General features: G+C 72.0%; 19 protein-coding genes. 9 read left to right on the top strand and 10 right to left on the bottom strand.

All coding sequences use genetic code 11. The features are described from left to right. Positions 1–3 precede the first annotated feature (3 nt). The 6 genes from mnhG to IFT73_RS08225 are packed head-to-tail and all read right to left on the bottom strand — an operon-like array spanning position 4 to position 6,286. The gene (mnhG, locus tag IFT73_RS08250) at positions 4–372 is read right to left on the bottom strand and encodes a monovalent cation/H(+) antiporter subunit G (protein ID WP_082555925.1); all 369 of its coding nucleotides are present in this window, start codon (positions 370–372) and stop codon (positions 4–6) included. Next, complete coding sequence (locus IFT73_RS08245) at positions 369–731, bottom strand: monovalent cation/H+ antiporter complex subunit F (protein WP_192167215.1); 363 nt, start codon at positions 729–731, stop codon at positions 369–371. Before IFT73_RS08245 ends, mnhG begins: the two co-directional genes overlap by 4 nt. After that, positions 728–1,282: a Na+/H+ antiporter subunit E gene (locus IFT73_RS08240; RefSeq protein WP_192167214.1), complete on the bottom strand. Its 555-nt coding sequence runs from the start codon at positions 1,280–1,282 to the stop codon at positions 728–730. The genes IFT73_RS08245 and IFT73_RS08240 overlap by 4 nt, the downstream gene beginning before the upstream one ends. Beyond that, entirely contained in the window at positions 1,279–2,871 is a 1,593-nt protein-coding gene (locus tag IFT73_RS08235; protein WP_192167213.1) for a Na+/H+ antiporter subunit D, read from the bottom strand. The genes IFT73_RS08240 and IFT73_RS08235 overlap by 4 nt, the downstream gene beginning before the upstream one ends. Further along, on the bottom strand, positions 2,868–3,392 hold the full coding sequence (locus tag IFT73_RS08230) for a Na(+)/H(+) antiporter subunit C (protein WP_192167212.1): 525 nt from the start codon (positions 3,390–3,392) through the stop codon (positions 2,868–2,870). The genes IFT73_RS08235 and IFT73_RS08230 overlap by 4 nt, the downstream gene beginning before the upstream one ends. Continuing rightward, positions 3,389–6,286, bottom strand: a complete 2,898-nt coding sequence (locus tag IFT73_RS08225; RefSeq protein ID WP_192167211.1) for a Na+/H+ antiporter subunit A — start codon at positions 6,284–6,286, stop codon at positions 3,389–3,391. The genes IFT73_RS08230 and IFT73_RS08225 overlap by 4 nt, the downstream gene beginning before the upstream one ends. A gap of 146 nt (positions 6,287–6,432) precedes the next feature. On the opposite strand from IFT73_RS08225, the gene IFT73_RS08220 reads away from it, so the two are divergent. The 8 genes from IFT73_RS08220 to IFT73_RS08185 all read left to right on the top strand — a co-directional run bounded on the left by IFT73_RS08220 (position 6,433) and on the right by IFT73_RS08185 (position 15,180). Further along, a complete protein-coding gene (locus tag IFT73_RS08220; RefSeq protein WP_192167210.1) occupies positions 6,433–7,602 on the top strand; it encodes a peptidoglycan-binding protein in 1,170 nt (389 codons plus the stop codon). A gap of 37 nt (positions 7,603–7,639) precedes the next feature. Continuing rightward, the gene (locus IFT73_RS08215; protein WP_192167209.1) at positions 7,640–8,245 is read left to right on the top strand and encodes a hypothetical protein; all 606 of its coding nucleotides are present in this window, start codon (positions 7,640–7,642) and stop codon (positions 8,243–8,245) included. 179 nt (positions 8,246–8,424) lie between these two features. After that, positions 8,425–9,960 carry an amino acid permease gene (locus IFT73_RS08210; protein ID WP_192167208.1) on the top strand — a complete coding sequence of 512 codons (1,536 nt, stop codon included), beginning with the start codon at positions 8,425–8,427 and terminating at the stop codon, positions 9,958–9,960. Positions 9,961–10,015: 55 nt separating this feature from the next. Next, a complete protein-coding gene (locus IFT73_RS08205; RefSeq protein WP_371811203.1) occupies positions 10,016–10,738 on the top strand; it encodes a FadR/GntR family transcriptional regulator in 723 nt (240 codons plus the stop codon). Positions 10,739–10,796: 58 nt separating this feature from the next. Then, a complete protein-coding gene (locus IFT73_RS08200; protein ID WP_192167206.1) occupies positions 10,797–12,167 on the top strand; it encodes a glutamine synthetase family protein in 1,371 nt (456 codons plus the stop codon). Positions 12,168–12,305: 138 nt separating this feature from the next. Further along, complete coding sequence (locus tag IFT73_RS08195) at positions 12,306–13,658, top strand: aldehyde dehydrogenase (RefSeq protein WP_192167437.1); 1,353 nt, start codon at positions 12,306–12,308, stop codon at positions 13,656–13,658. A 44-nt stretch (positions 13,659–13,702) separates the two neighbouring features. Then, a complete protein-coding gene (locus IFT73_RS08190; RefSeq protein WP_192167205.1) occupies positions 13,703–14,470 on the top strand; it encodes a 3-oxoacyl-ACP reductase in 768 nt (255 codons plus the stop codon). Next, on the top strand, positions 14,467–15,180 hold the full coding sequence (locus IFT73_RS08185) for a gamma-glutamyl-gamma-aminobutyrate hydrolase family protein (RefSeq protein ID WP_192167204.1): 714 nt from the start codon (positions 14,467–14,469) through the stop codon (positions 15,178–15,180). Before IFT73_RS08190 ends, IFT73_RS08185 begins: the two co-directional genes overlap by 4 nt. A 45-nt stretch (positions 15,181–15,225) precedes the next feature. On the opposite strand, the gene IFT73_RS08180 is transcribed toward IFT73_RS08185, so the two are convergent. Then, positions 15,226–15,747 (bottom strand): hypothetical protein, encoded by a 522-nt coding sequence (locus IFT73_RS08180; RefSeq protein ID WP_192167203.1) that lies wholly within the window; start codon positions 15,745–15,747, stop codon positions 15,226–15,228. A gap of 107 nt (positions 15,748–15,854) precedes the next feature. On the opposite strand from IFT73_RS08180, the gene IFT73_RS08175 reads away from it, so the two are divergent. Then, positions 15,855–16,694 carry an exonuclease domain-containing protein gene (locus IFT73_RS08175; RefSeq protein WP_192167202.1) on the top strand — a complete coding sequence of 280 codons (840 nt, stop codon included), beginning with the start codon at positions 15,855–15,857 and terminating at the stop codon, positions 16,692–16,694. Here the strand turns inward: IFT73_RS08175 and IFT73_RS08170 are convergent. From IFT73_RS08170 to IFT73_RS08160, 3 genes are read right to left on the bottom strand one after another with little or no spacing between them, the layout of a single operon-like run. Further along, positions 16,684–17,235 (bottom strand): hypothetical protein, encoded by a 552-nt coding sequence (locus IFT73_RS08170; RefSeq protein WP_192167201.1) that lies wholly within the window; start codon positions 17,233–17,235, stop codon positions 16,684–16,686. The two genes, IFT73_RS08175 and IFT73_RS08170, sit on opposite strands and share 11 nt — an antisense overlap. Further along, positions 17,232–18,077 (bottom strand): alpha/beta fold hydrolase, encoded by an 846-nt coding sequence (locus IFT73_RS08165; protein ID WP_192167200.1) that lies wholly within the window; start codon positions 18,075–18,077, stop codon positions 17,232–17,234. The genes IFT73_RS08170 and IFT73_RS08165 overlap by 4 nt, the downstream gene beginning before the upstream one ends. Before the next feature lie 25 nt (positions 18,078–18,102). After that, positions 18,103–18,864 (bottom strand): lysophospholipid acyltransferase family protein, encoded by a 762-nt coding sequence (locus IFT73_RS08160; protein WP_371811202.1) that lies wholly within the window; start codon positions 18,862–18,864, stop codon positions 18,103–18,105. Positions 18,865–18,873 lie beyond the last annotated feature (9 nt).

Here is an 18,873-nt window from a genome sequence, read left to right as displayed (position 1 = left end):
AACCTATCGGGTCGGGCTTCCGGGGGCGCCGTCGTCCTCGGTGTCCCACTCGCCGTCGGCGTCGAACTCGCACACCGTCAGGTCGTCGCGGCGCGCGAAACCGGTGCGGAACGCCGCCCGACCGACCATGTGCGCCGACACCGGGGCGGTCAGCAGCTGGAACAGGGCGATCAGGACGATGATCGTGATGTCGGACAGGTCGCGCAGGCGCAGCGCGAGCCCGGCCAGGATCAGCAGGAGCCCGACGGTCTGCGGCTTCGTCGCGGCGTGCATGCGGCTCAGCACGTCGGGGAACCGGACGATGCCGATCGCGGCGATCGTGGCCATCAGCGAGCCGGAGACGAGCAGGATGCCGGCGAGGACGTCGATCACGGTGCCACCCCCCGCTGGTCGGGGTCGACGGGCTGGTCGCCGTCGCCGACGCCCTCGGGGCCGTGGTCGGGGTCGGTGGGCTCGGCGTCGTAGGCGCGGCGGTCGGTGTCGGGCGCGGCGAACCGAGCGATGCTGACCGAGCTCAGGAAGCCGACGAGGGCCAGGACGACGAGGATCGACAGGGTCGTGCCGTGCCGCTCGACGGCCGCCTCGATGCCGATCGCTCCAGCGCTCGCGGCGACGAAGACGTCGGCGGCGACGGTGCGGTCGAGCATCGTGGGGCCGCGGACGATGCGGACGATGCAGAGCACGCCCGTGATCGACAGCAGCACGACGCAGATGGTTCCGACGACGGTCATGGGTGCGCTCCTGCGTCCTGCCCGCAGGCGACGACCTCGGGATCGGATCCGAGCGCCGCGATGACGCGTCGCTCCTGAGCGAGGGCCTTGCTGCGGGCGAGCTCGACCTTCTCGGGGGTGCTGCCGTCGAGCAGGTGCAGCCAGATGAGGCCGCGCCGGCTGTCGAGCTCGATCAGCAGCGAGCCGGGCACCAGCGAGATCAGCTCGGCCGTGATCGTGAGCAGGAGCTCCGACCGCGTCGCCATCTGCACGCGGATCACGGCGCTGCGCGGGGGAGCCTGCGGGCGGATCGCGATCCAGGCGACCTGGACGCTCGCCATCAGCAGGTCGGCCACGAACGTCACGACGAGGCGGAGGGCCGGCAGCGGGCGGAAGCGCCCCTTCCACATGACGGCGGGGAACGGGAACACCGTCATGACCAGCAGCGCGGCCAGGGCGCCGCCGAGGACGGTCAGCGGGCCGACGTTGCCCCACAGCAGCACCCACACGACGGTGAGGGTGACGACGACGGGCAACCGGCCCAGCACGCCGCGTCCGAACGCCTGCATCATCCACCACCTCCCAGCACCGCGACGATGTACGCGCTGCGGCCCTGCAGCTCGTCGGCGGCGCGGGCCGTGAACGCCAGCAGGGGCCCGGCGACGACGGTCAGCGCGATCGAGCAGGCGACCAGCATCATCGTCGGAACGACCATGCCGAGCGGCAGCCGCTGCTCGCCGTCGTCGGTGACCTTCCAGGTGCTGGTGCGCTCGGTCTTGGTCGAGACGCCCGAGCGGCCGTGCATCGAGCCGCCGTGGGAGTCGGCGCCGAGGGCCTCGGCGTCCTCGGCGGGCTGCCAGAACGCGCGGTTCCAGACCTTCGCGATCGCGTAGAGCGTCAGCAGGCTCGTGACGATCGCGGCCGCGACCGCGACGTACGACAGCCAGCGGTGGTCGTCGACGCCGGCCTGCACCAGCGCGAGCTTGCCGAGGAAGCCCGAGAACGGCGGGATGCCGGCGAGGTTCATGGCCGGCACGAAGAACATGACCGACAGCATCGGCGCGGCCCGGGCCAGTCCGCCGAGCTTGTCGAGGTTGGTCGTGCTGCTGCGGTACTCGATCAGCCCGGCGACCAGGAACAGCGTCGTCTGCACCGTGATGTGGTGGGCGATGTAGAAGATCGCGCCCGAGAGGCCCGCGGCGCTGCCGAGCGCGACGCCGAACAGCATGTAGCCGATGTGGCTGACGAGCGTGAACGACAGGATGCGCTTGATGTCGGACTGCGCGACGGCGCCCAGGATGCCCACGACCATCGTGAACGTCGCGGCCCACAGCAGCAGGGTGCGCAGGTCGTTCTCGGGGAACAGCAGCGTCTGCGTGCGGATGATGGCGTAGATGCCGACCTTGGTCAGCAGGCCCGCGAACACCGCCGTGACGGGTGCCGGCGCGGTCGGGTACGAGTCGGGCAGCCACGCCGACAGCGGGAACACCGCGGCCTTGATGCAGAACGTCGTGAGCAGCAGCAGCTGCAGGAGGTTGGAGACCTCGGGCGGCAGGTCGGCGATGCGTCCGGACAGGGCGGCGAAGTTGACGGTGCCGGTCGCGGCGTAGACGCACGCGATCGCGACGAGGAAGACGACCGACGAGATCATGCTGACGACGATGTAGATCGTGCCCGAGCGCACCCGCGCCCCCGTGCCGCCCAGCGTGATGAGGACGTACGACGACACCAGCAGGATCTCGAAGCCCACGAACAGGTTGAACAGGTCGGCCGACAGGAACGCGTTCGAGACGCCGGCGCTCAGCACCAGGAACGTCGGGTGGAACACCGACAGGGGGGCGTCGCGCCCGAACTCGACGATGCCCTGGCCGAACGAGTACAGCAGGACGCACAGCGTCACGATCGTCGAGACCAGCAGCATCAGGGCCGACAGCCGGTCGGCCACGAGGCTGATGCCGATGTCGGCGGGCCACCCGCCGACGTTGACGGTCTGCGGTCCGAAGTGGTCGGCGCGGTACAGCAGCACGGCGGACACCGTGACGACCAGCGCCAGGATCGCGACGCTGATGACGCGCTGGGCCCGTGCCGAGCGCCCGAAGACGAGGCACAGCCCGGCGCCGAGCAGCGGCAGGATGACGGGCAGGAGCACGATCTGGTTCATGGCTTCTCGCCTGCCCGGTTGGTCGACGCAGCGTCGTCGGCGTCGAGGGCTTCGGGCACCGTGGTGGCCGGCACCTCGTGGACCTCGGGGTGGTGGGGGGCGTCGGAGCCCTCCTCGTCGGGCAGGGCGGCGTCGGCCTCGTCGAACGTCACGGACGTCTCGTCCTGCTCGGCCCGGCGACGGATGAGGTCGTCCTCGACGTCGTCCTGGACGTCGTCGTGGCCGGTCAGCTGCCAGGCGCGGTAGGCCAGGGCCAGGCCGAAGGCCGTGACGCCCAGCGTGATGACGATCGCCGTGAGCACCATGGCCTGGGGCAGGGGGTCGCTCATGGGCTCGTCGGACAGGCCGACGATGGGCGCGGTGCCGGCGGGACCGGACACGACGAGGAACAGCACGCTGACGCCGTTGCCGATCAGCACGAAGCCGATCAGGATGCGGGTCAGGCTGCGCTCGAGCACCAGCGTGACGCCCGCGGCGACCATGACGCCGACCAGGATCACGAGGGGCAGGTTGGGGGTCATGCGCGTCCCCCTTCGACGACGGGGTGGGTCTGGGCGGGCGTGGACGACGGGTCGCCGCCCTCGGCGCCGTCCTCGATCTGCTGGTCGATGCCGCCGCCGAGGCTGCGCAGCACGTCGAGCGCCAGGCCGATCACGACGAGGTAGACGCCGATGTCGAAGAACACCGACGTCACGAGGTGCAGGGTGCCGAGCACGGGGATGTGGACGTCGACGATCGCGCTCTGCAGCACGCCGCCGCCCAGCAGCGTGGGGATGAGACCCGACAGGGCCGCGACGGCCAGGCCGATGCCCAGCACGACGCCCGCGTCGATCGGGGCGGCCTCGTCGAGCTCGGCGCGTCCGCCTGCGAGGTAGCGGATCATCAGCGCGAGACCGGCCACGAGACCGCCGGCGAAGCCGCCGCCGGGCAGGTTGTGGCCGACCAGCATGAGGTAGATCGAGAAGATCATCACGGTGTGGAAGATCAGCCGGGTCACGACCTCGAAGACCACCGAGCGGCGGGCGTCGGTCGCGGGACGCGTCGAGCGCAGCCAGCGTCCGTTGGCGCTGGGGGCCGTGCCCTCGGTGGGCTCGGCGCGGCGCGGGCGACCGGAGCGGTCGGTGATGAGGAAGATCAGGCTCGCGACGCCCGTCGCGGCGACGACCAGCACCGAGAGCTCGCCGAGCGTGTCCCAGGCGCGGATGTCGACCAGCGTCACGTTGACGATGTTGTCGCCGCCGCCGTACTCGACGGCCGGCTTGGCGAACTTCTCCGAGATCGGGTTGGCCGTGCGGGCGTTCGCGGCGACGAGCGCGAAGCCCGCGACGACCGTGCCGGTGGCGACGCCGATGCCGACGCGCACCCACCGGGCGACGTTGAACGGGCGGTCGGAGAAGAAGGGCGGCAGGCGGCGCAGCACCAGCACGAACGTCACGAGCAGGAACGTCTCGACCAGGATCTGCGTCAGGGCGAGGTCGGGGGCGCCGTGGGCGACGAACAGCAGCGCGGTGCCGTAGCCCGTGATGCCGACCAGCAGCACGGCGCGCAGGCGGCGGCGCGAGCGCACCGTGAGGATCGCGGCACCGCCCATCAGCACCGCGGCGGCCAGCTGGATGCGGCTGTCGGAGCCGCGGACGGCGATGTCGCCCCACGCGCGGACCAGCGCCGTGCCGGGCACCAGGATCAGGACGACCAGGATCACGCCGAGGTAGATCGGCAGCGAGCCCCGCTGCGTCAGGCCCGTGACCTCGACCGACAGGCGGTCGACGCCGCGCATGATCCAGTAGTAGGCGCGCTCGGCGTCGGGCACCCGGACGCGGTCGGCCACGCCGTGCTGGAACGCGGCGACGGGCTTGCGCCACCAGAACAGCGCCAGGCCCACCACGACGCACAGGACCGACAGGCCCAGCGCCAGGCTGAAGCCGTGCCACAGGGTCAGCTCGGCCTCGTGCGCGCCGGGCGGCATGGTCTCGGCGTACGACGTCAGGCGCGGCGTCAACCACGGGCCGGCGAGACCCGCGACGACGGTCAGGACCGCGAGCACGACGGGCGAGGCCTGGAACGCCGGCGAGAAGTCCTTCGGCATGCAGATCGGTGCGCCCGGCTTGACCGCGAAGATGCCCCAGACGAAGCGGGCGCTGTAGGCGACCGTCAGGATGCTGCCGACGACGATCCCGGCCAGGGCGAGGACCGACCAGCCGCCCCACCCGAGGTCGTCGCCGAGGTCGGCGAAGGCCGCGAAGCCGCTCTCCTTGGCCGTGAAGCCGAACAGCGGCGGAAGACCCGCCATCGACCCCGTCGCGACGACCGTCACGACGAACAGCACGGGACGCGCCTGCCGCATGCCCGACAGCTCGCGGAGGTCGCGGGTGCCGACCGAGCGGTCGACGATGCCGACGACCAGGAACAGGGTCGACTTGAACAGGCCGTGGGCGCAGACGAGGGCCAGGCCCGCGAAGGCGGCCGACCGGGTGCCGGCCCCGACCATCGCGATCAGGAAGCCGAGCTGGCTGACCGTGCCGTACGCCAGCAGCAGCTTGACGTCGTACTGGCGCAGCGCGCGCAGCCCGCCCAGGATCATCGTGACGATGCCGAGGACGATCAGCGTCGGCCGCCAGCCGGGCACGTCGGCGAAGGCGGGGGCCAGCAGGGCGACCAGGAAGATGCCGGCCTTGACCATCGCGGCGGCGTGCAGGTAGGCGCTGACGGGGGTCGGCGCGGCCATCGCGCCGGGCAGCCAGAAGTGGAACGGCGCCAGGGCCGACTTCGAGATCGCGCCGACCAGGACCAGCATGACCGCGACCGTGACGGTGGTGCCGGAGGGGCGGGCGGCGACGATCTCCTGCAGGCGCGGGCTGCCGGCCTCGTCGGCCAGCATCACGAGGCCGACGAGCATCGCGAGGCCGCCGAACGTCGTGACGAGCAGGGCGTTGACGGCGGCCCGGCGGTTGGCGCGGCGCTCGGGGTTGTGCCCGATCAGCAGGAACGAGAGCACCGTCGTGAGCTCCCAGAAGATGTAGAGCACGTAGACGTTGTCGGACAGCACCAGGCCGAGCATCGAGCCCGCGAAGGCCGTCAGGACGCCCGAGAACCGCCAGATCTCGGTGTCGCCGGGGCGGAAGTACCACGTGCAGTACACGAGGACGAGGGCCCCGACCCCCGTCACGACGAGCGCCAGGACGCCGCTGAGCGGGGTGATGACGAAGTTGAGGTCGAGCCCGATCGTCGGGATCCACGCGATGCGCTGCTCGTGCGGGGGTGCGCCGTCGGTGATGCGCAGGACGTGGGGCAGCAGCCACGCGAACGAGATCGCCGGTGCCAGGGCCAGGACGAGGAACGCCCGACGGCCGATGCCCCGGACGAGGACAGGCGCCCCCGCTGCAGCAAGGAAATGGAGCGTCAAGAGGGCAGTCATGGCGTGCCTCCACCCTATCGGAGGGTCATGACGAGTCGTCAGTTCCCCCGATGCCGGGACAGAGGGGCCCCGGACGGCGCACGATGGTGGTCGCTGCAGGGAGCAGCAGGCCCCGGGAGAGGCCACCGTCGTGGGGAGATGACGTCATGGGGCGCAGTCGTGTCGTGCGCGGGGTCGTGCCCGTCCTGGTCGCGCTGGCCGTGGCGGCGGGCGGGATGCAGGCGCCCGCGTCCGCGGCGGGCTCGGCGGGGTCGCCGCCGGTGTCGCTGCCGTCGTCCCCGACCGGGCTGACGTCGCCGGTGCCGCTGCCGGCCGGCGTCGACCCCGTCTCGCCCTACCTGCCGCAGGTCAGCTGCAACCCCGTCGACATGGCCGGCCCGCTGATGCTGCGCGACCTGCTGCTCTCGACGTACGGCGTCGGACGACCCGGGTCGATCTCGCGGGGCTGCACCGAGGGGCTGTCGGAGCACAGCGAGGGACGCGCGATGGACTGGATGGTCGACACCCGACGTCCGGCCGAGCGCGCGGCCGCGGCCGACTTCATCGCCTGGGTGACCCGCGACGGCGGGCTCAACGCGCGCCGCCTCGGCATCATGTACGTCATCTACAACAAGAAGATCTGGTCGGTCTACAACGCGAAGGCCGGCTGGCGGAAGAGCTACGCGCACACCGATCACGTGCACGTCTCGTTCAGCTGGGCCGGGGCCCGTGGCAGCACGTCGTTCTGGACCGGCGCGGTCGGCGTCGTCGACGTCGGCCCGTGCGTGCGGTTCGCGGGCTCGTACGCGCCGCCGACCGGCTCGCCGCGGACGGCCCGGTGCGGGACGCCGACCAAGGCGCTCGTGCGCACGTCGTGGGGCAACCGCGCCTACGGCAGCTCCGGCGGGACGGTCCGGCGTGCGCAGACGCTGCTGGGCGTGCCCGTCACGTCCCGCTTCGACCGGGCGACGTGGAACGCGACGCGTGCCCACCAGCGCGCGCACGACCTGCCGATGACGGGCGCGCTCGACCAGCCGACGTGGGGATCGCTCGACCGGGGCAGCATCCGCCGGCGCACCGTCGCGAAGCTCAGCCGGCGCCAGGCCGCCGCGCGGGGCGTGGCGCGGTACTCGTCGACGTCGATCGCCCCGGGCCGGGCGGCCGAGGCGGTCGTGGTGCTGCAGACCGCGCTGGGCCTGGCGACGGCCGACCGCAACGGCTTCTACGGCCCCGTCACCCGCGCCGCCGTCGAGCGGGTGCAGGCGGGTGCCGGTCTGGCGGTCGACGGCGTCGTGGACGGTCCGGAATGGCAGGCGATACGGGCCGCGCTGGGTTGACCGGGCGGATCCGCCGCCGGCTGCCATCATGAGTTCCATGAACGACCAGAGCTCGGCCGCCCACAACCCCGAGACCGAGGACGACCACCTCGAGCGCCGCATCCGCGAGCAGCCCGACGTCACGCCCCACCGCTGGGTGCGACGCATCGTGCTGGCGATCGTCCTGATCGGCGTCGCGTACCTCGTCTACCTCATGTCGGCCGCGTTCTTCCCGCGCTGGTGGGCGCAGCGCGTCGCCGACCAGGTCGGTGGCGACTTCACGCGCGGCACGACGTGGGGCCTGTTCTACGGCATCGTCTTCACGGCGGTTCCGCTGCTGCTGCTCGTGCAGGTGCGGCGCGGCTTCTTCAGCTGGACGTGGCGCGGCATCGTGGCGCTGGTCGCGATCGCACTCGCGGCCCCGAACTGGCTGACGCTGTCGGTCGTGGCCGGCAACAGCAACGCGGCGCACGCCGGCGAGCGCATCATGGACGTCGACGCCCCAGGGTTCCGCGCCGCGACGCTGATCGGCGTCGTGATCGGTGCGGCGCTCGTGATCGGCTTCACGGTCGTCACGATGCGGCTCAAGAGCCGTCGCGCCGAGGTCAAGCGGCTCAAGGGCGAGCGCGACGAGCTGCGCCGCCGCGACGACCACACCCGCTGACGACGCCAGCCGTCGCCCGCGGCGTCGGCCGAGGATCGGGGGGTGCGACGCGGGAGACGCTGCGATTTCCGTCGTGTTTCCGGCACATTCGGGACGAAAAGGGGGCCCCGGACCTCTTGTGGTCTGAAGTCGTACCGCAGTAGCGTGCACCAACTTCTTCAGAGAGCTGGGTGCACTCCATGGCGGATCAACTCAACGACGACGAGCAGCTGCTCGCGTCGCTCGGATACAAGCAGGAGCTCAACCGCAGCTGGTCGAGCTTCTCGAACTTCGCGATCTCGTTCTCGATCATCTCGATCCTCGCGGGCTGCTTCACGACGTTCGGCCAGGCCTGGAACAACGGTGGCCCCGTCGCGATCTCGTGGGGCTGGCCGGTCATCTCGATCTTCATCCTCATCATCGGCTTCACGATGTCCGAGCTGGTGTCGGCCTATCCGACGTCGGGCGGCATCTACTGGTGGGCCGCCAAGATGGGCGGCCCCGCGACGGGCTTCTTCACGGGCTGGCTCAACCTCATCGGCCTGCTGGCGGTCACGGCGTCCGTCGCGTACGGCTGCGCGACGTTCTTCGACCTGACGATCAGCACGATCAGCAGCAGCTACGCCGACGGCTACTCGCTGACCCGCGTGTTCATCACGTTCATCGTGATCTTCGCCCTCGGTGCCCTGCTCAACATCTACGGCGGCCACCTGCTGGCCGTGCTCAACAACATCTCGGTCTGGTGGCACGTCGCCGGCGCCGCCGCGGTCATCCTGATCCTCGTCATCATCCCCGACTCGCACCAGAGCATCGACTTCGTCTTCACCGAGCGCATCAACAACTCGGGCTACCTCGACGGCAAGTACTGGTTCCTCGTGCTGCCGCTCGGGTTCCTGCTGACGCAGTACACGATCACGGGCTTCGACGCGTCCGCCCACCTCGCCGAGGAGACGCAGGGTGCCGCGGAGGGCGCGGCGAAGGGCATCTGGCGCTCGATCGCGTACTCGGCGATCGGCGGCTACCTCCTGCTGCTGGCGTTCCTGTTCGCGGTGCAGGACCCGCAGGGCGTCACGGACGGCTTCGGTGCGGTCGACGTGATCTTCGGCCAGGCGCTGCCCGAGGGCTGGCACTTCATGATCCTCGCGATCTCGACGGCCGGGCAGTTCTTCTGCGCCGTCGCGTGCCTGACGAGCGCGTCGCGCATGACGTTCGCGTTCAGCCGCGATGGTGCGATCCCCGGCTCGCGGCTGTGGGCCAAGGTCAACCCCCGCACGAAGGTGCCCGCCAACGCCGTGACGTTCGTGGCGGTCATCGGCGTCATCATCACGCTGCCGGCGCTCAAGAGCATCGGCGGTGTCCCGATCGCCTTCTACGCCGTCACCTCGGTCGCCGTGATCGGCCTGTACCTGGCCTTCGCGATCCCGATCTTCCTGCGCTGGAGGATGGGCGACGACTTCGTGCCCGGCAGCTGGAACAACGGTCAGAAGTACAAGTGGATGAACCTGCTGGCGGTCGCCGAGATCGCGATCATCTCGATCTACTTCATCCTGCCGTTCGTCCCGGCCGGCTGGATCTTCTCGGACGACTTCACGTGGAGCGCCGTCAACTACGCGCCGATCCTGACCGGCGGCACGCTGATCGTCCTGGCGATCTGGTGGCAGCTGTCGGCCAAGAAGTGGTTCACGGGCCCGAAGATGACGATCGACTCGGCGGTCACCGACGCCTTCAAGGACTGAGATAAGGTTCGGAACCAGACCGGATTTCGAGACCGCCATGGAGACGGAGGGCGTCGTGAGCGACATCCTGCTGGACGAGCACCTCGCGGCCGCGGTGCTGCGCCCCGTGCGGGGGCACCACGCGTTCGAGGCGTGCGTCGAGCGGCTCGCGACGTCCATCCGTCTCGGGGTATACGAGCAGGGCAGCACGCTGCCGCCCGAGCGCGAGCTCGCCGAGCACATGGGCGTCTCGCGGGCGACCCTGCGCGAGGCCATCGCGGCGCTGCGCGAGGCGGGGCTCGTCGTGACCCGGCGCGGACGGGGCGGGGGCACCGTCGTCGACCACCGGCCCGACGAGCCGGGGTCGCGCACGCTCCAGCGTCCCCGTGAGGAGCTGCTCGACGCCCTCGAGTTCCGCCGCATCGTCGAGCCCGGGGCCGCCCAGGCCGTCGCCGAGATCGGGCTGGGCGACGCGCAGACGTCGATGCTGCGCGCGGCCCTGGCCAAGGTCGACCGGGCCACCAGCAAGGCGCTGCACCGGCAGGCCGACTCGCAGCTGCACCTCGCGATCGCGTCCCTGACGGGGTCGCCGATGGCCCTCGACGCCGTCACGACGGTGCAGATGTGCCTGCACGACATGCTCGACGCGATCCCGGTGCTCGACCGCAACATCGAGCACTCGCGCGAGCAGCACGGGGCGATCGTGCAGGCGATCCTCGACCGCGACGCCGACGCGGCGCGCCTGACGATGGAGCGCCACTGCGACGACACCGCCGCCCTGCTCAGGGGGCTGCTGTGACCCGTCCCCGCACGACCCCTCCCCAGAAGACCCACCCCCGGACGGAAGTGGCACCGACATGACCCGGCACCAGAACCTCCTGACGCTCGAGCAGCTCCGCGTGCAGATCGCCGAGGGCCACGTCGACACCGTCGTCGTCGCCTTCACCGACATGCAGGGCCGGCTCCAGGGCAAGCGCCTGCACGCCGCGTACTTCCTCGACGTCGTGGTCGAGCAGGGGACGGAGGGCTGCAACTACCTGCTCAGCGTCGACGTCGACATGAACACCGTCGACGGGTACGCCATGAGCTCGTGGGAGAAGGGCTACGGCGACATGGAGTTCGCGATCGACTTCGACACGATCCGCCGGCTCGAGCACCTGCCCGCGACCGTCATGGTCCAGTGCGACCTGGTGTGGCTCGACCACAGCCCGGTCGTGCAGTCGCCACGGACGATCCTGCAGGCGCAGGTCGCCAAGGCCGCCGAGGCGGGCTACGTCGCCCTGGCCGGCACCGAGCTCGAGTTCATCCTGTTCGACACGACGTACGAGCAGGCGTGGCGCGACGAGTACCGGGGCCTGCCGGCCGCGAACCAGTACAACGTCGACTACTCGATCCTCGGCACGACGCGGGTCGAGCCGCTGCTGCGCGACATCCGCAACACGATGTACGCCGCGGGCATGAACGTCGAGGGGGCCAAGGGCGAGTGCAACTTCGGGCAGCACGAGATCGGCTTCCTCTACGACGACGTCGTGGTCACCGCCGACAACCACGCTGTCTACAAGACCGTCGCCAAGGAGATCGCGTCGCAGCACGGCAAGGCCCTGACGTTCATGGCCAAGTACGACGAGCGCGAGGGCAACTCGTGCCACGTCCACCTGTCGCTGCGCGACGCCGACGGCGGGCTCGCGTTCTGGGACGAGGGCCCGGACGGCGGTGCCCGCAGCACGGTCTACGACCAGTTCCTCGCCGGCATCCTCGCGACGATGCGCGACTTCACGCTGCTCTACGCGCCCAACGTCAACTCGTACAAGCGGTTCGCGGACGGCTCGTTCGCCCCGACGGCGATCGCGTGGGGCCTCGACAACCGCACCTGCGCCGTCCGCCTGGTCGGTCACGGGCCCGGCGCGCGGCTCGAGAACCGGGTGCCGGGCGGCGACGCGAACCCGTACCTGGCGCTGGCGGCGATGCTCGGCGGCGGGCTGTACGGCATCGAGCACGGCCTCGAGCTCGAGCCCGAGCAGACCGGCAACGCGTACGCGTCGGGCAAGCCCAAGGTCCCGACGACGCTGCGCGAGGCCCGCGAGGCGTTCCACGGCTCCGCGATCGCCCGCGCCGTGCTCGGCGACGAGGTCGTCGACCACTACACGACCATGGCCGACGTCGAGCTCAGGGCCTTCGACGCCGCCGTCACCGACTGGGAGCTGAAGCGCGGCTTCGAACGGCTCTGAGGCGCACGGGCTCCGCCCGCAGGCGACTCCGTCGCCGCCACGCTTCGCGTGGGCGCCTGGCCGTCGCCCGCGGGCGGGCTCCGGCCCCGTGGTCGGGTTGTGGGTTGAGAACACTGGAAAGGGACATCTGTGAGTGACATGTACAGCGTGGTGAATCCGGCGACCGAGGAGGTCGTCGCGGAGGTCGAGATGGCCGACCTGGCCGCGACCGACGCGGCGATCGAGCGTGCCGCCGCGGCGTACCCGGCGTGGCGCGACGTCGCGCCCGGCGAGAAGGCGCGGCTGCTGCGCCGGTTCGCGGCCCTCGTCGACGACTCCGTCGACGAGCTCGCGGAGATCGAGGTCCGCAACGCGGGCCACACGTGGGGCAACGCGACGTGGGAGGCGGGCAACGTCCGCGACGTCCTCAACTACTACTCCGCCGCGCCCGAGCGGCTGACCGGGCACCAGATCCCGGTCGCCGGCGGCATCGACGTGACGTTCCACGAGCCCCTCGGGGTCGTCGGCATCATCGTGCCGTGGAACTTCCCGATGCCGATCGCCGGCTGGGGGTTCGCCCCCGCGCTGGCCGCCGGCAACACCGTCGTCCTCAAGCCGGCCGAGCTGACCCCCCTCACGGCGATCCGCCTCGGCGAGCTCGGCCGCGAGGCGGGGCTCCCCGAGGGCGTCTTCACGGTCCTGCCGGGACGCGGCCCGGTCGTCGGCGAGCGCTTCGTGACGCACCCCGCCGTCCGCAAGGTGTGCTTCACGGGCTCGACCGCGGTCGGCAAGCAGATCATGCGCGGCTGCGCCGACCAGGTGAAGCGCGTGACGCTCGAGCTCGGCGGCAAGAGCGCCAACATCGTCTTCGCCGACTCCGACCTGGCGAGGGCGGCCGCGTCCGCGCCGTCCGCCGTGTTCGACAACGCGGGCCAGGACTGCTGCGCCCGCTCGCGCATCCTGGTGCAGCGCTCGGCGTACGACGAGTTCGTGTCGCTGCTCGAGCCCGCCGTCAAGGCCGTCAGGGTGCTCGACCCGACCGACCGGAGCAGCGAGATGGGTCCGTTGATCTCGGCCACGCAGCACGCGCGCGTCGCGGGCCTCGTCGACACGACCGAGGTCGCGTTCGAGGGCGCACGCCCCGACGGCCCGGGCTACTGGTTCGCCCCGACCGTCGTGCTGGCCGACGACCCGACGCAGCCGATCTGGCGCGAGGAGGTCTTCGGGCCCGTCGTGGCGGTCATGCCGTTCGACGACGAGGAGGACGCCGTGCGGCTCGCTAACGACACCGAGCTCGGGCTGTCGGGCTCGATCTTCACGCGCGACGTCGGGCGCGCGCTGCGCGTCTCGAGGGCCGTCGAGGCGGGCGCGCTCAGCGTCAACTCGCACTCCTCGGTCCGCTACTGGACGCCCTTCGGCGGCTTCAAGCAGTCGGGCATCGGACGCGAGCTGGGGCCCGACGCCCCGCACGCGTTCACCGAGGTCAAGAACATCTTCTTTTCGAACGAGTAGTCATCAGCGACGAGACATCTCCGACCAGCAAGGGGCACCATCACATGGCAGGACGCATCGCAGGCAAGACCGCCGTCGTCACGGGCGGCGCATCGGGCATCGGACTGGCGACGGTCCGCCGGTTCGCCGAGGAGGGCGGCAAGGTCGTGATCGGCGACCTCGACGACGCCAAGGGCGCCGAGGTCGCCAAGGAGGTCGGCGGCACCTACGTGCACGTCGACGTCACCGACAAGGAGCAGGTCGACGCGCTGTTCCAGACCGCGAAGGACACCTACGGCTCGGTCGACATCGCGTTCAACAACGCCGGCATCAGCCCGCCGGAGGACGACTCGATCCTCGACACCGACCTCGAGGCGTGGAAGCGTGTGCAGGACGTCAACCTGACCAGCGTCTACCTGTGCTGCAAGGCCGCCCTGCCCTACATGCTGGAGCAGAAGTCGGGCTCGATCATCAACACGGCCTCGTTCGTGGCGGTCATGGGAGCGGCGACGTCGCAGATCTCGTACTCGGCGTCGAAGGGCGGCGTGCTGTCGATGTCGCGCGAGCTGGGCGTGCAGTTCGCCCGCGAGGGCGTCCGGGTCAACGCGCTGTGCCCCGGCCCGGTCAACACCCCGCTGCTGCAGGAGCTGTTCGCGTCCGATCCCGAGCGGGCCGCGCGGCGGCTCGTGCACGTCCCGGTCGGACGGTTCGCCGAGCCCGTCGAGATGGCCAACGCCGTGCTGTTCCTGGCCTCCGACGAGTCGTCGTTCATCACGGCGTCGACGTTCCTGGTCGACGGCGGCATCTCCGGGGCGTACGTCACCCCGCTGTGAGCGACGCAGCCGTGACGCCCCTGATCGGGATCTCGACCTACCGCGAGCAGGCGCGGTGGGGCGTCTGGGACGAGCTGGCCGACGTCCTGCCCGCGACCTACGCCCGATCGGTCGAGCGCGCCGGCGGGGCGCCGGTGCTGCTGCCGCCCGGCCCGGCCGCCGCGGCGTCCGCCGTGGTCGCGCGGCTCGACGGCCTGCTGATCTCGGGCGGGGCGGACGTCGACCCGTCGCGCTACGACGCCGAGCCGCACGCCCGGACGGCGGCGTGGCGCGAGGACCGCGACGCCTGGGAGCTCGCGCTGCTCGACGCGGCACCGGCCGACCTGCCGGTGCTCGGCATCTGCCGCGGCATGCAGGTCATGGCCGTCCACGCCGGCGGGACGCTCGAGCAGCACGTCCCCGACGTCGTCGGCTCGAGCCGGCACTCGCCGGGCGGGGCCGCGTTCGGCGAGGTCGACGTCGACGTGCTGCCGGGCACGCGGCTGGCCGCCGCGATCGGCGACACGGGCGCGGTGCGCTGCCACCACCACCAGGCGGTGGCCGACCATCCCGGGTTCGTCCCCGCCGCCCGCGCGGCCGACGGGACGCTCGAGGCGATGGAGCACCCGGGCCACCGGTTCCGGCTCGCGGTGCAGTGGCACCCCGAGACCCGCGAGGACGCGGGGCTGTTCCGTGCCCTCGTCGCCGCGGCCGCCCGGGGCGGTGACTGAGCGACCTGTCGCGACCCTCGACAGGTCGCCAGGTCACCGCAGGGCTCAGGGGGCGGGGACGTCGCGGCCGTTGCGGGCGTTGAAGGCGGCGATGGCCTTCTCGCCGATCCGGAGGCAGTCGGTGCTGACGAAGATGTTCTGACCGGCCGAACCACCGCGCTTCTCCTGCGACGACACGTCGACCGTCAGCCCGTCGACGACGAGCATCCGGCTGCGCGACGTCTCGAGCGTCGACACCTCCAGACCGCTGTCGCGCAGCGCCCGCGCCACGTCGTCGGCGGCCTGCTCGGGCGGGCGGACGTCGTACGTCACGAAGGTGTCGACGAAGTACGCCGCCTCGTCGGGATCGCCGTTGTCGCAGCCCGTGTAGAGGCCCCGCCCCAGGCTGTCGGCGCTCGGCGGCTGGGCGCCCGTGCCGCTCACGAGCGCCCCCACCACGCGCTGCGCGACGGAGTCGACGCGGTCCTGCTGCTGCGCCAGCCTCGCCGCGGAGATGGCGGGCTCGGCGTCGTCCGCGCACCCGGCCGGCAGCGCGAGGGCCGCCAGGAGGACGAGGACACGGCGCATGCCGCGACGGTACACGTCGCGTGTCGCGCACCGGACGTGTCGGGGCGCGCGGCTAGCGTGAGTCATCCGGGAACGAGCACGGACCGACCAGCGCCAGGAGGCCGTCGATGAGAGCCAACAGGTATGCCGGGGTGTGTGCCGCGTGCGGCATCGCGGTCGCGATCGCGGCGGGACGCCTGATCGGCCTGCCGGGCAGCTGGCGCACGATCTGCCTCGGCTGCACCCCCCGCCCGCCGGCCCGTGGCGACCACCCCGGCTGGCACCTGGCCCCGCTCGCGTCCCTCGACTTCGAGACGACAGGGGTCGACCCGCTGACCGACCGGGTCCTCAGCTACGCGCTCCTGGGCGACCGCGGCGACGACGTCACGGGACTCGTCGACGCCGGTGTCGAGATCCCGCCGGCGTCCGCCGCGGTCCACGGCCTCACCGCCGAGGTGCTGGCGGGCGCACCGTCGTCCGCCGAGGCGATCGCCCGCATCGCGGCCTGGGTGCAGGACCTCGTCGCCCGGGGCGTCGGGCTCGTCGTCTACAACGCCGCCTACGACCTGACGATGCTGCGGGCCGAGGCCGAGCGCTGGGGTGTCGGCCAGCCCGACTGGCAGCGGCTCCTGGTGGTCGACCCGTACGTCGTCGACTGGGGCATCGAGCGCGGCGGGCTGGGGCCGCGACGCCTCACCGACGTCGCCGCCTACTACGGCGTGCCGCTCGACCACGCCCACGACGCGACGGCCGACGCACGGGCGGCGCGCGAGATCGCGCACGAGATCGGTCGCCGCCACCCGGCCGTCGCGGCCGGGACGCTCGCCGACCTGATGGATCGTCAGCGTGGCTGGTTCGCCGACCGCGCCGACGACTGGAACGACTACGCCCGTCGGGTCGGCCGCTCGCTCGACGACCCGCAGGGCTGGCCGCTGGCGCGCGTCGGGGCGACGGCCCTCACGGGCTGAGGGCCTCCCGCACCGCCGGCCGCACGCCGCGCGGCACGTTCGACCGCGGCGCGTACGCCGCCACGGGCTCGACGCCGTGCTCCTGCACGACCGCCGAGACGTTCGCGAACAGGCTCTCGACCGCCGACACCGGACGTCCGGTGCGTTCGCCCACCTGCGCGAGGGCCTCGCGATGACGCAGGGGTCGCCCCTCGTCGCGGTCGCGCAGCAGCGAGACGTAGGCCGCGACGGCCACCGCGACGTCGTCGGCGTCCCAGCCCGACGGCCTGGCCGTCAGCGTCCGCGCCGCTGCGTCGTCGGCCACGACCCACGCGTCGTCGACGGTCGACAACAGGCCCGAGGCGACCATGCGCGCGGCCGCCTCGCGCAGCTCGAGCTGCCAGACGTAGAGCAGGTCGCCCGACTCCTCGAGCTCGGCCCGGCGGTGGGCCCACACGTGACGCGACACCTGCAGGGGCGTCGCCGACCCGCCGGACGCCGTCAGCGCCTCGACGATCCACGCCGGCCACGGCAGGGCGCGACCGGGGCCGCCGGTTCTCATGCCCGCGCGCGCACCCGGTCGAGGACCGCCGCGGCGAGGGCGTCGGGTGCCTGCTCGGGCACCCAGTGGCCGATGTCGGTCAGCTCGACGAAGCGGTAGTCGGCGTCGACGAAGTCGCCGCACGCCTCGGCCGGCACCCGCCCGATCGCCTGGTCGTGCTCGCCCCACACGAACGTCGTCGGGACGACGGTCCGCGGCGCCGAGGCGAGCTCGGCCGTCATGGCCCGGTACCAGTTGAGCGCTGCGGTCAGGGCTCCCGGCTCGCCCAGGTGCGCGACGTACCGGGCGGCCAGGGGAGTCGGCACGGCGTCGCCGTAGATCGCGCCGAGGCGGCGGGCGCCGTCGGCCAGCAGGAGGTCCTCGGCGACGCCCTCCTGCCGGAACACCTGCATGTAGGCGCCCTTCTCGCGCTGGTCGGGGTCGTTGCGCAGGGCCTCGTTGTAGGCGCGCAGGTGCGGCACCGACACCGCGGTGAGCGTCCGGACGCGCTCGGGGTGGGCGGCCGCCGTCAGCCACGCCACGACGGCGCCCCAGTCGTGGCCGACGACGTCGAAGTCGCCGATGCCGAGGGCGTCGGCGAGGCCGATGACGTCCTGCACCAGCAGGTCAGTCGTGTAGGCCTCGACCCCCTCGGGGCGCGCGCCGGGGGAGTAGCCCCGCTGGTCGGGCGCGACGACCCGCAGCCCGGCCTCGGCCAGCTGCGGTGCGACCTGCGTCCACGACAGCGACGTCTCGGGGAAGCCGTGCAGCAGGATCACGGGCGCACCGTCCTCGGGCCCGGCGAACCGGACGTCGAAGGTCAGCTCGCCGACGGTGACGGGGGTGGTGGAGTCGTACGTCATGGTGTCTCCTCGTGTCGTCCGGGTGTCACTCGAAGGTCTCGCCGATGCGGGCCACGGCCTCGCGGTCGAGCACGGCCGCGGTCTGCGGATCGGGTGCCGCTCCACCACGGTCGTGCGGCAGCCACCACCGGTCGTCCTCGTCGCGGGGGCTCTCGGGGTAGGTGTCGATGGCCTCGGCCAGCAGCAGCTCCATGCTGGCACGCAGGCGGTCCGACAGCGCGTCGACGGTCTCGCCCCGCTCGGCGCGCAGCGGGGTGCCGACGACGATCGTGACGGGGACGCCGCGCCGCAGGGAGCGGTGGCCGTCGACGGTGTAGATGCGGTGGCCGCCCCACACCACGACCGGCACCAGGGGGGCGTCGCGGTGCAGCGCCAGACCGGCCGCGCCCCGCCGGAACGGCTTGAGCAGCCACGACCGGCTGATGGTCGCCTCGGGGAACACGCCGACGACCTGCTCGTCGTCGAGCAGCGCGAGCCCCCGACGATAGGCGCTCGCGCCGTGCGACCGGTCGACCGGGACGTGGTGCATCGCGCGCATCAGGCGTCCGACGACGGGCAGCCGGAACACCGAGGTCTTGGCCATGAAGCGGATGCGGCGCCCGCGCGGGCGGGCCGCGTAGCCGATGAACGTGAAGTCGAGGAAGCCGATGTGGTTGCCCGCCAGGACGGCGCGACCCGACGTGGGGATGTTGTCGACGCCCCGGACGTCGAACCGGTAGCCCATCAGTCGGAACAGCAGCCCGAAGACCACGATGACGAAGCGGTACGTCCTGTCCTTGCCCGGCACCGGCCCAGC

The sequence above is a fragment of the Aeromicrobium sp. CFBP 8757 genome (assembly GCF_014841755.1).
In the GTDB taxonomy this organism is placed as follows: Bacteria; Actinomycetota; Actinomycetes; order Propionibacteriales; family Nocardioidaceae; genus Aeromicrobium.
This window is presented reverse-complemented; position numbering and strand designations above follow the sequence as displayed.

Coding starts and splice junctions, on each gene's coding strand:
- IFT73_RS08235 (WP_192167213.1), bottom strand. CDS start 2,871: ATGAACCAGATCGTGCTCCTGCCCGTCATCCTGCCGCTGCTCGGCGCC.
- IFT73_RS08175 (WP_192167202.1), top strand. CDS start 15,855: ATGAGAGCCAACAGGTATGCCGGGGTGTGTGCCGCGTGCGGCATCGCG.
- IFT73_RS08200 (WP_192167206.1), top strand. CDS start 10,797: ATGACCCGGCACCAGAACCTCCTGACGCTCGAGCAGCTCCGCGTGCAG.
- IFT73_RS08225 (WP_192167211.1), bottom strand. CDS start 6,286: ATGACTGCCCTCTTGACGCTCCATTTCCTTGCTGCAGCGGGGGCGCCT.
- IFT73_RS08180 (WP_192167203.1), bottom strand. CDS start 15,747: ATGCGCCGTGTCCTCGTCCTCCTGGCGGCCCTCGCGCTGCCGGCCGGG.
- IFT73_RS08240 (WP_192167214.1), bottom strand. CDS start 1,282: ATGATGCAGGCGTTCGGACGCGGCGTGCTGGGCCGGTTGCCCGTCGTC.
- IFT73_RS08170 (WP_192167201.1), bottom strand. CDS start 17,235: ATGAGAACCGGCGGCCCCGGTCGCGCCCTGCCGTGGCCGGCGTGGATC.
- IFT73_RS08195 (WP_192167437.1), top strand. CDS start 12,306: ATGTACAGCGTGGTGAATCCGGCGACCGAGGAGGTCGTCGCGGAGGTC.
- IFT73_RS08190 (WP_192167205.1), top strand. CDS start 13,703: ATGGCAGGACGCATCGCAGGCAAGACCGCCGTCGTCACGGGCGGCGCA.
- IFT73_RS08245 (WP_192167215.1), bottom strand. CDS start 731: ATGACCGTCGTCGGAACCATCTGCGTCGTGCTGCTGTCGATCACGGGC.
- IFT73_RS08230 (WP_192167212.1), bottom strand. CDS start 3,392: ATGACCCCCAACCTGCCCCTCGTGATCCTGGTCGGCGTCATGGTCGCC.
- IFT73_RS08165 (WP_192167200.1), bottom strand. CDS start 18,077: ATGACGTACGACTCCACCACCCCCGTCACCGTCGGCGAGCTGACCTTC.
- IFT73_RS08210 (WP_192167208.1), top strand. CDS start 8,425: ATGGCGGATCAACTCAACGACGACGAGCAGCTGCTCGCGTCGCTCGGA.
- IFT73_RS08220 (WP_192167210.1), top strand. CDS start 6,433: ATGGGGCGCAGTCGTGTCGTGCGCGGGGTCGTGCCCGTCCTGGTCGCG.
- IFT73_RS08215 (WP_192167209.1), top strand. CDS start 7,640: ATGAACGACCAGAGCTCGGCCGCCCACAACCCCGAGACCGAGGACGAC.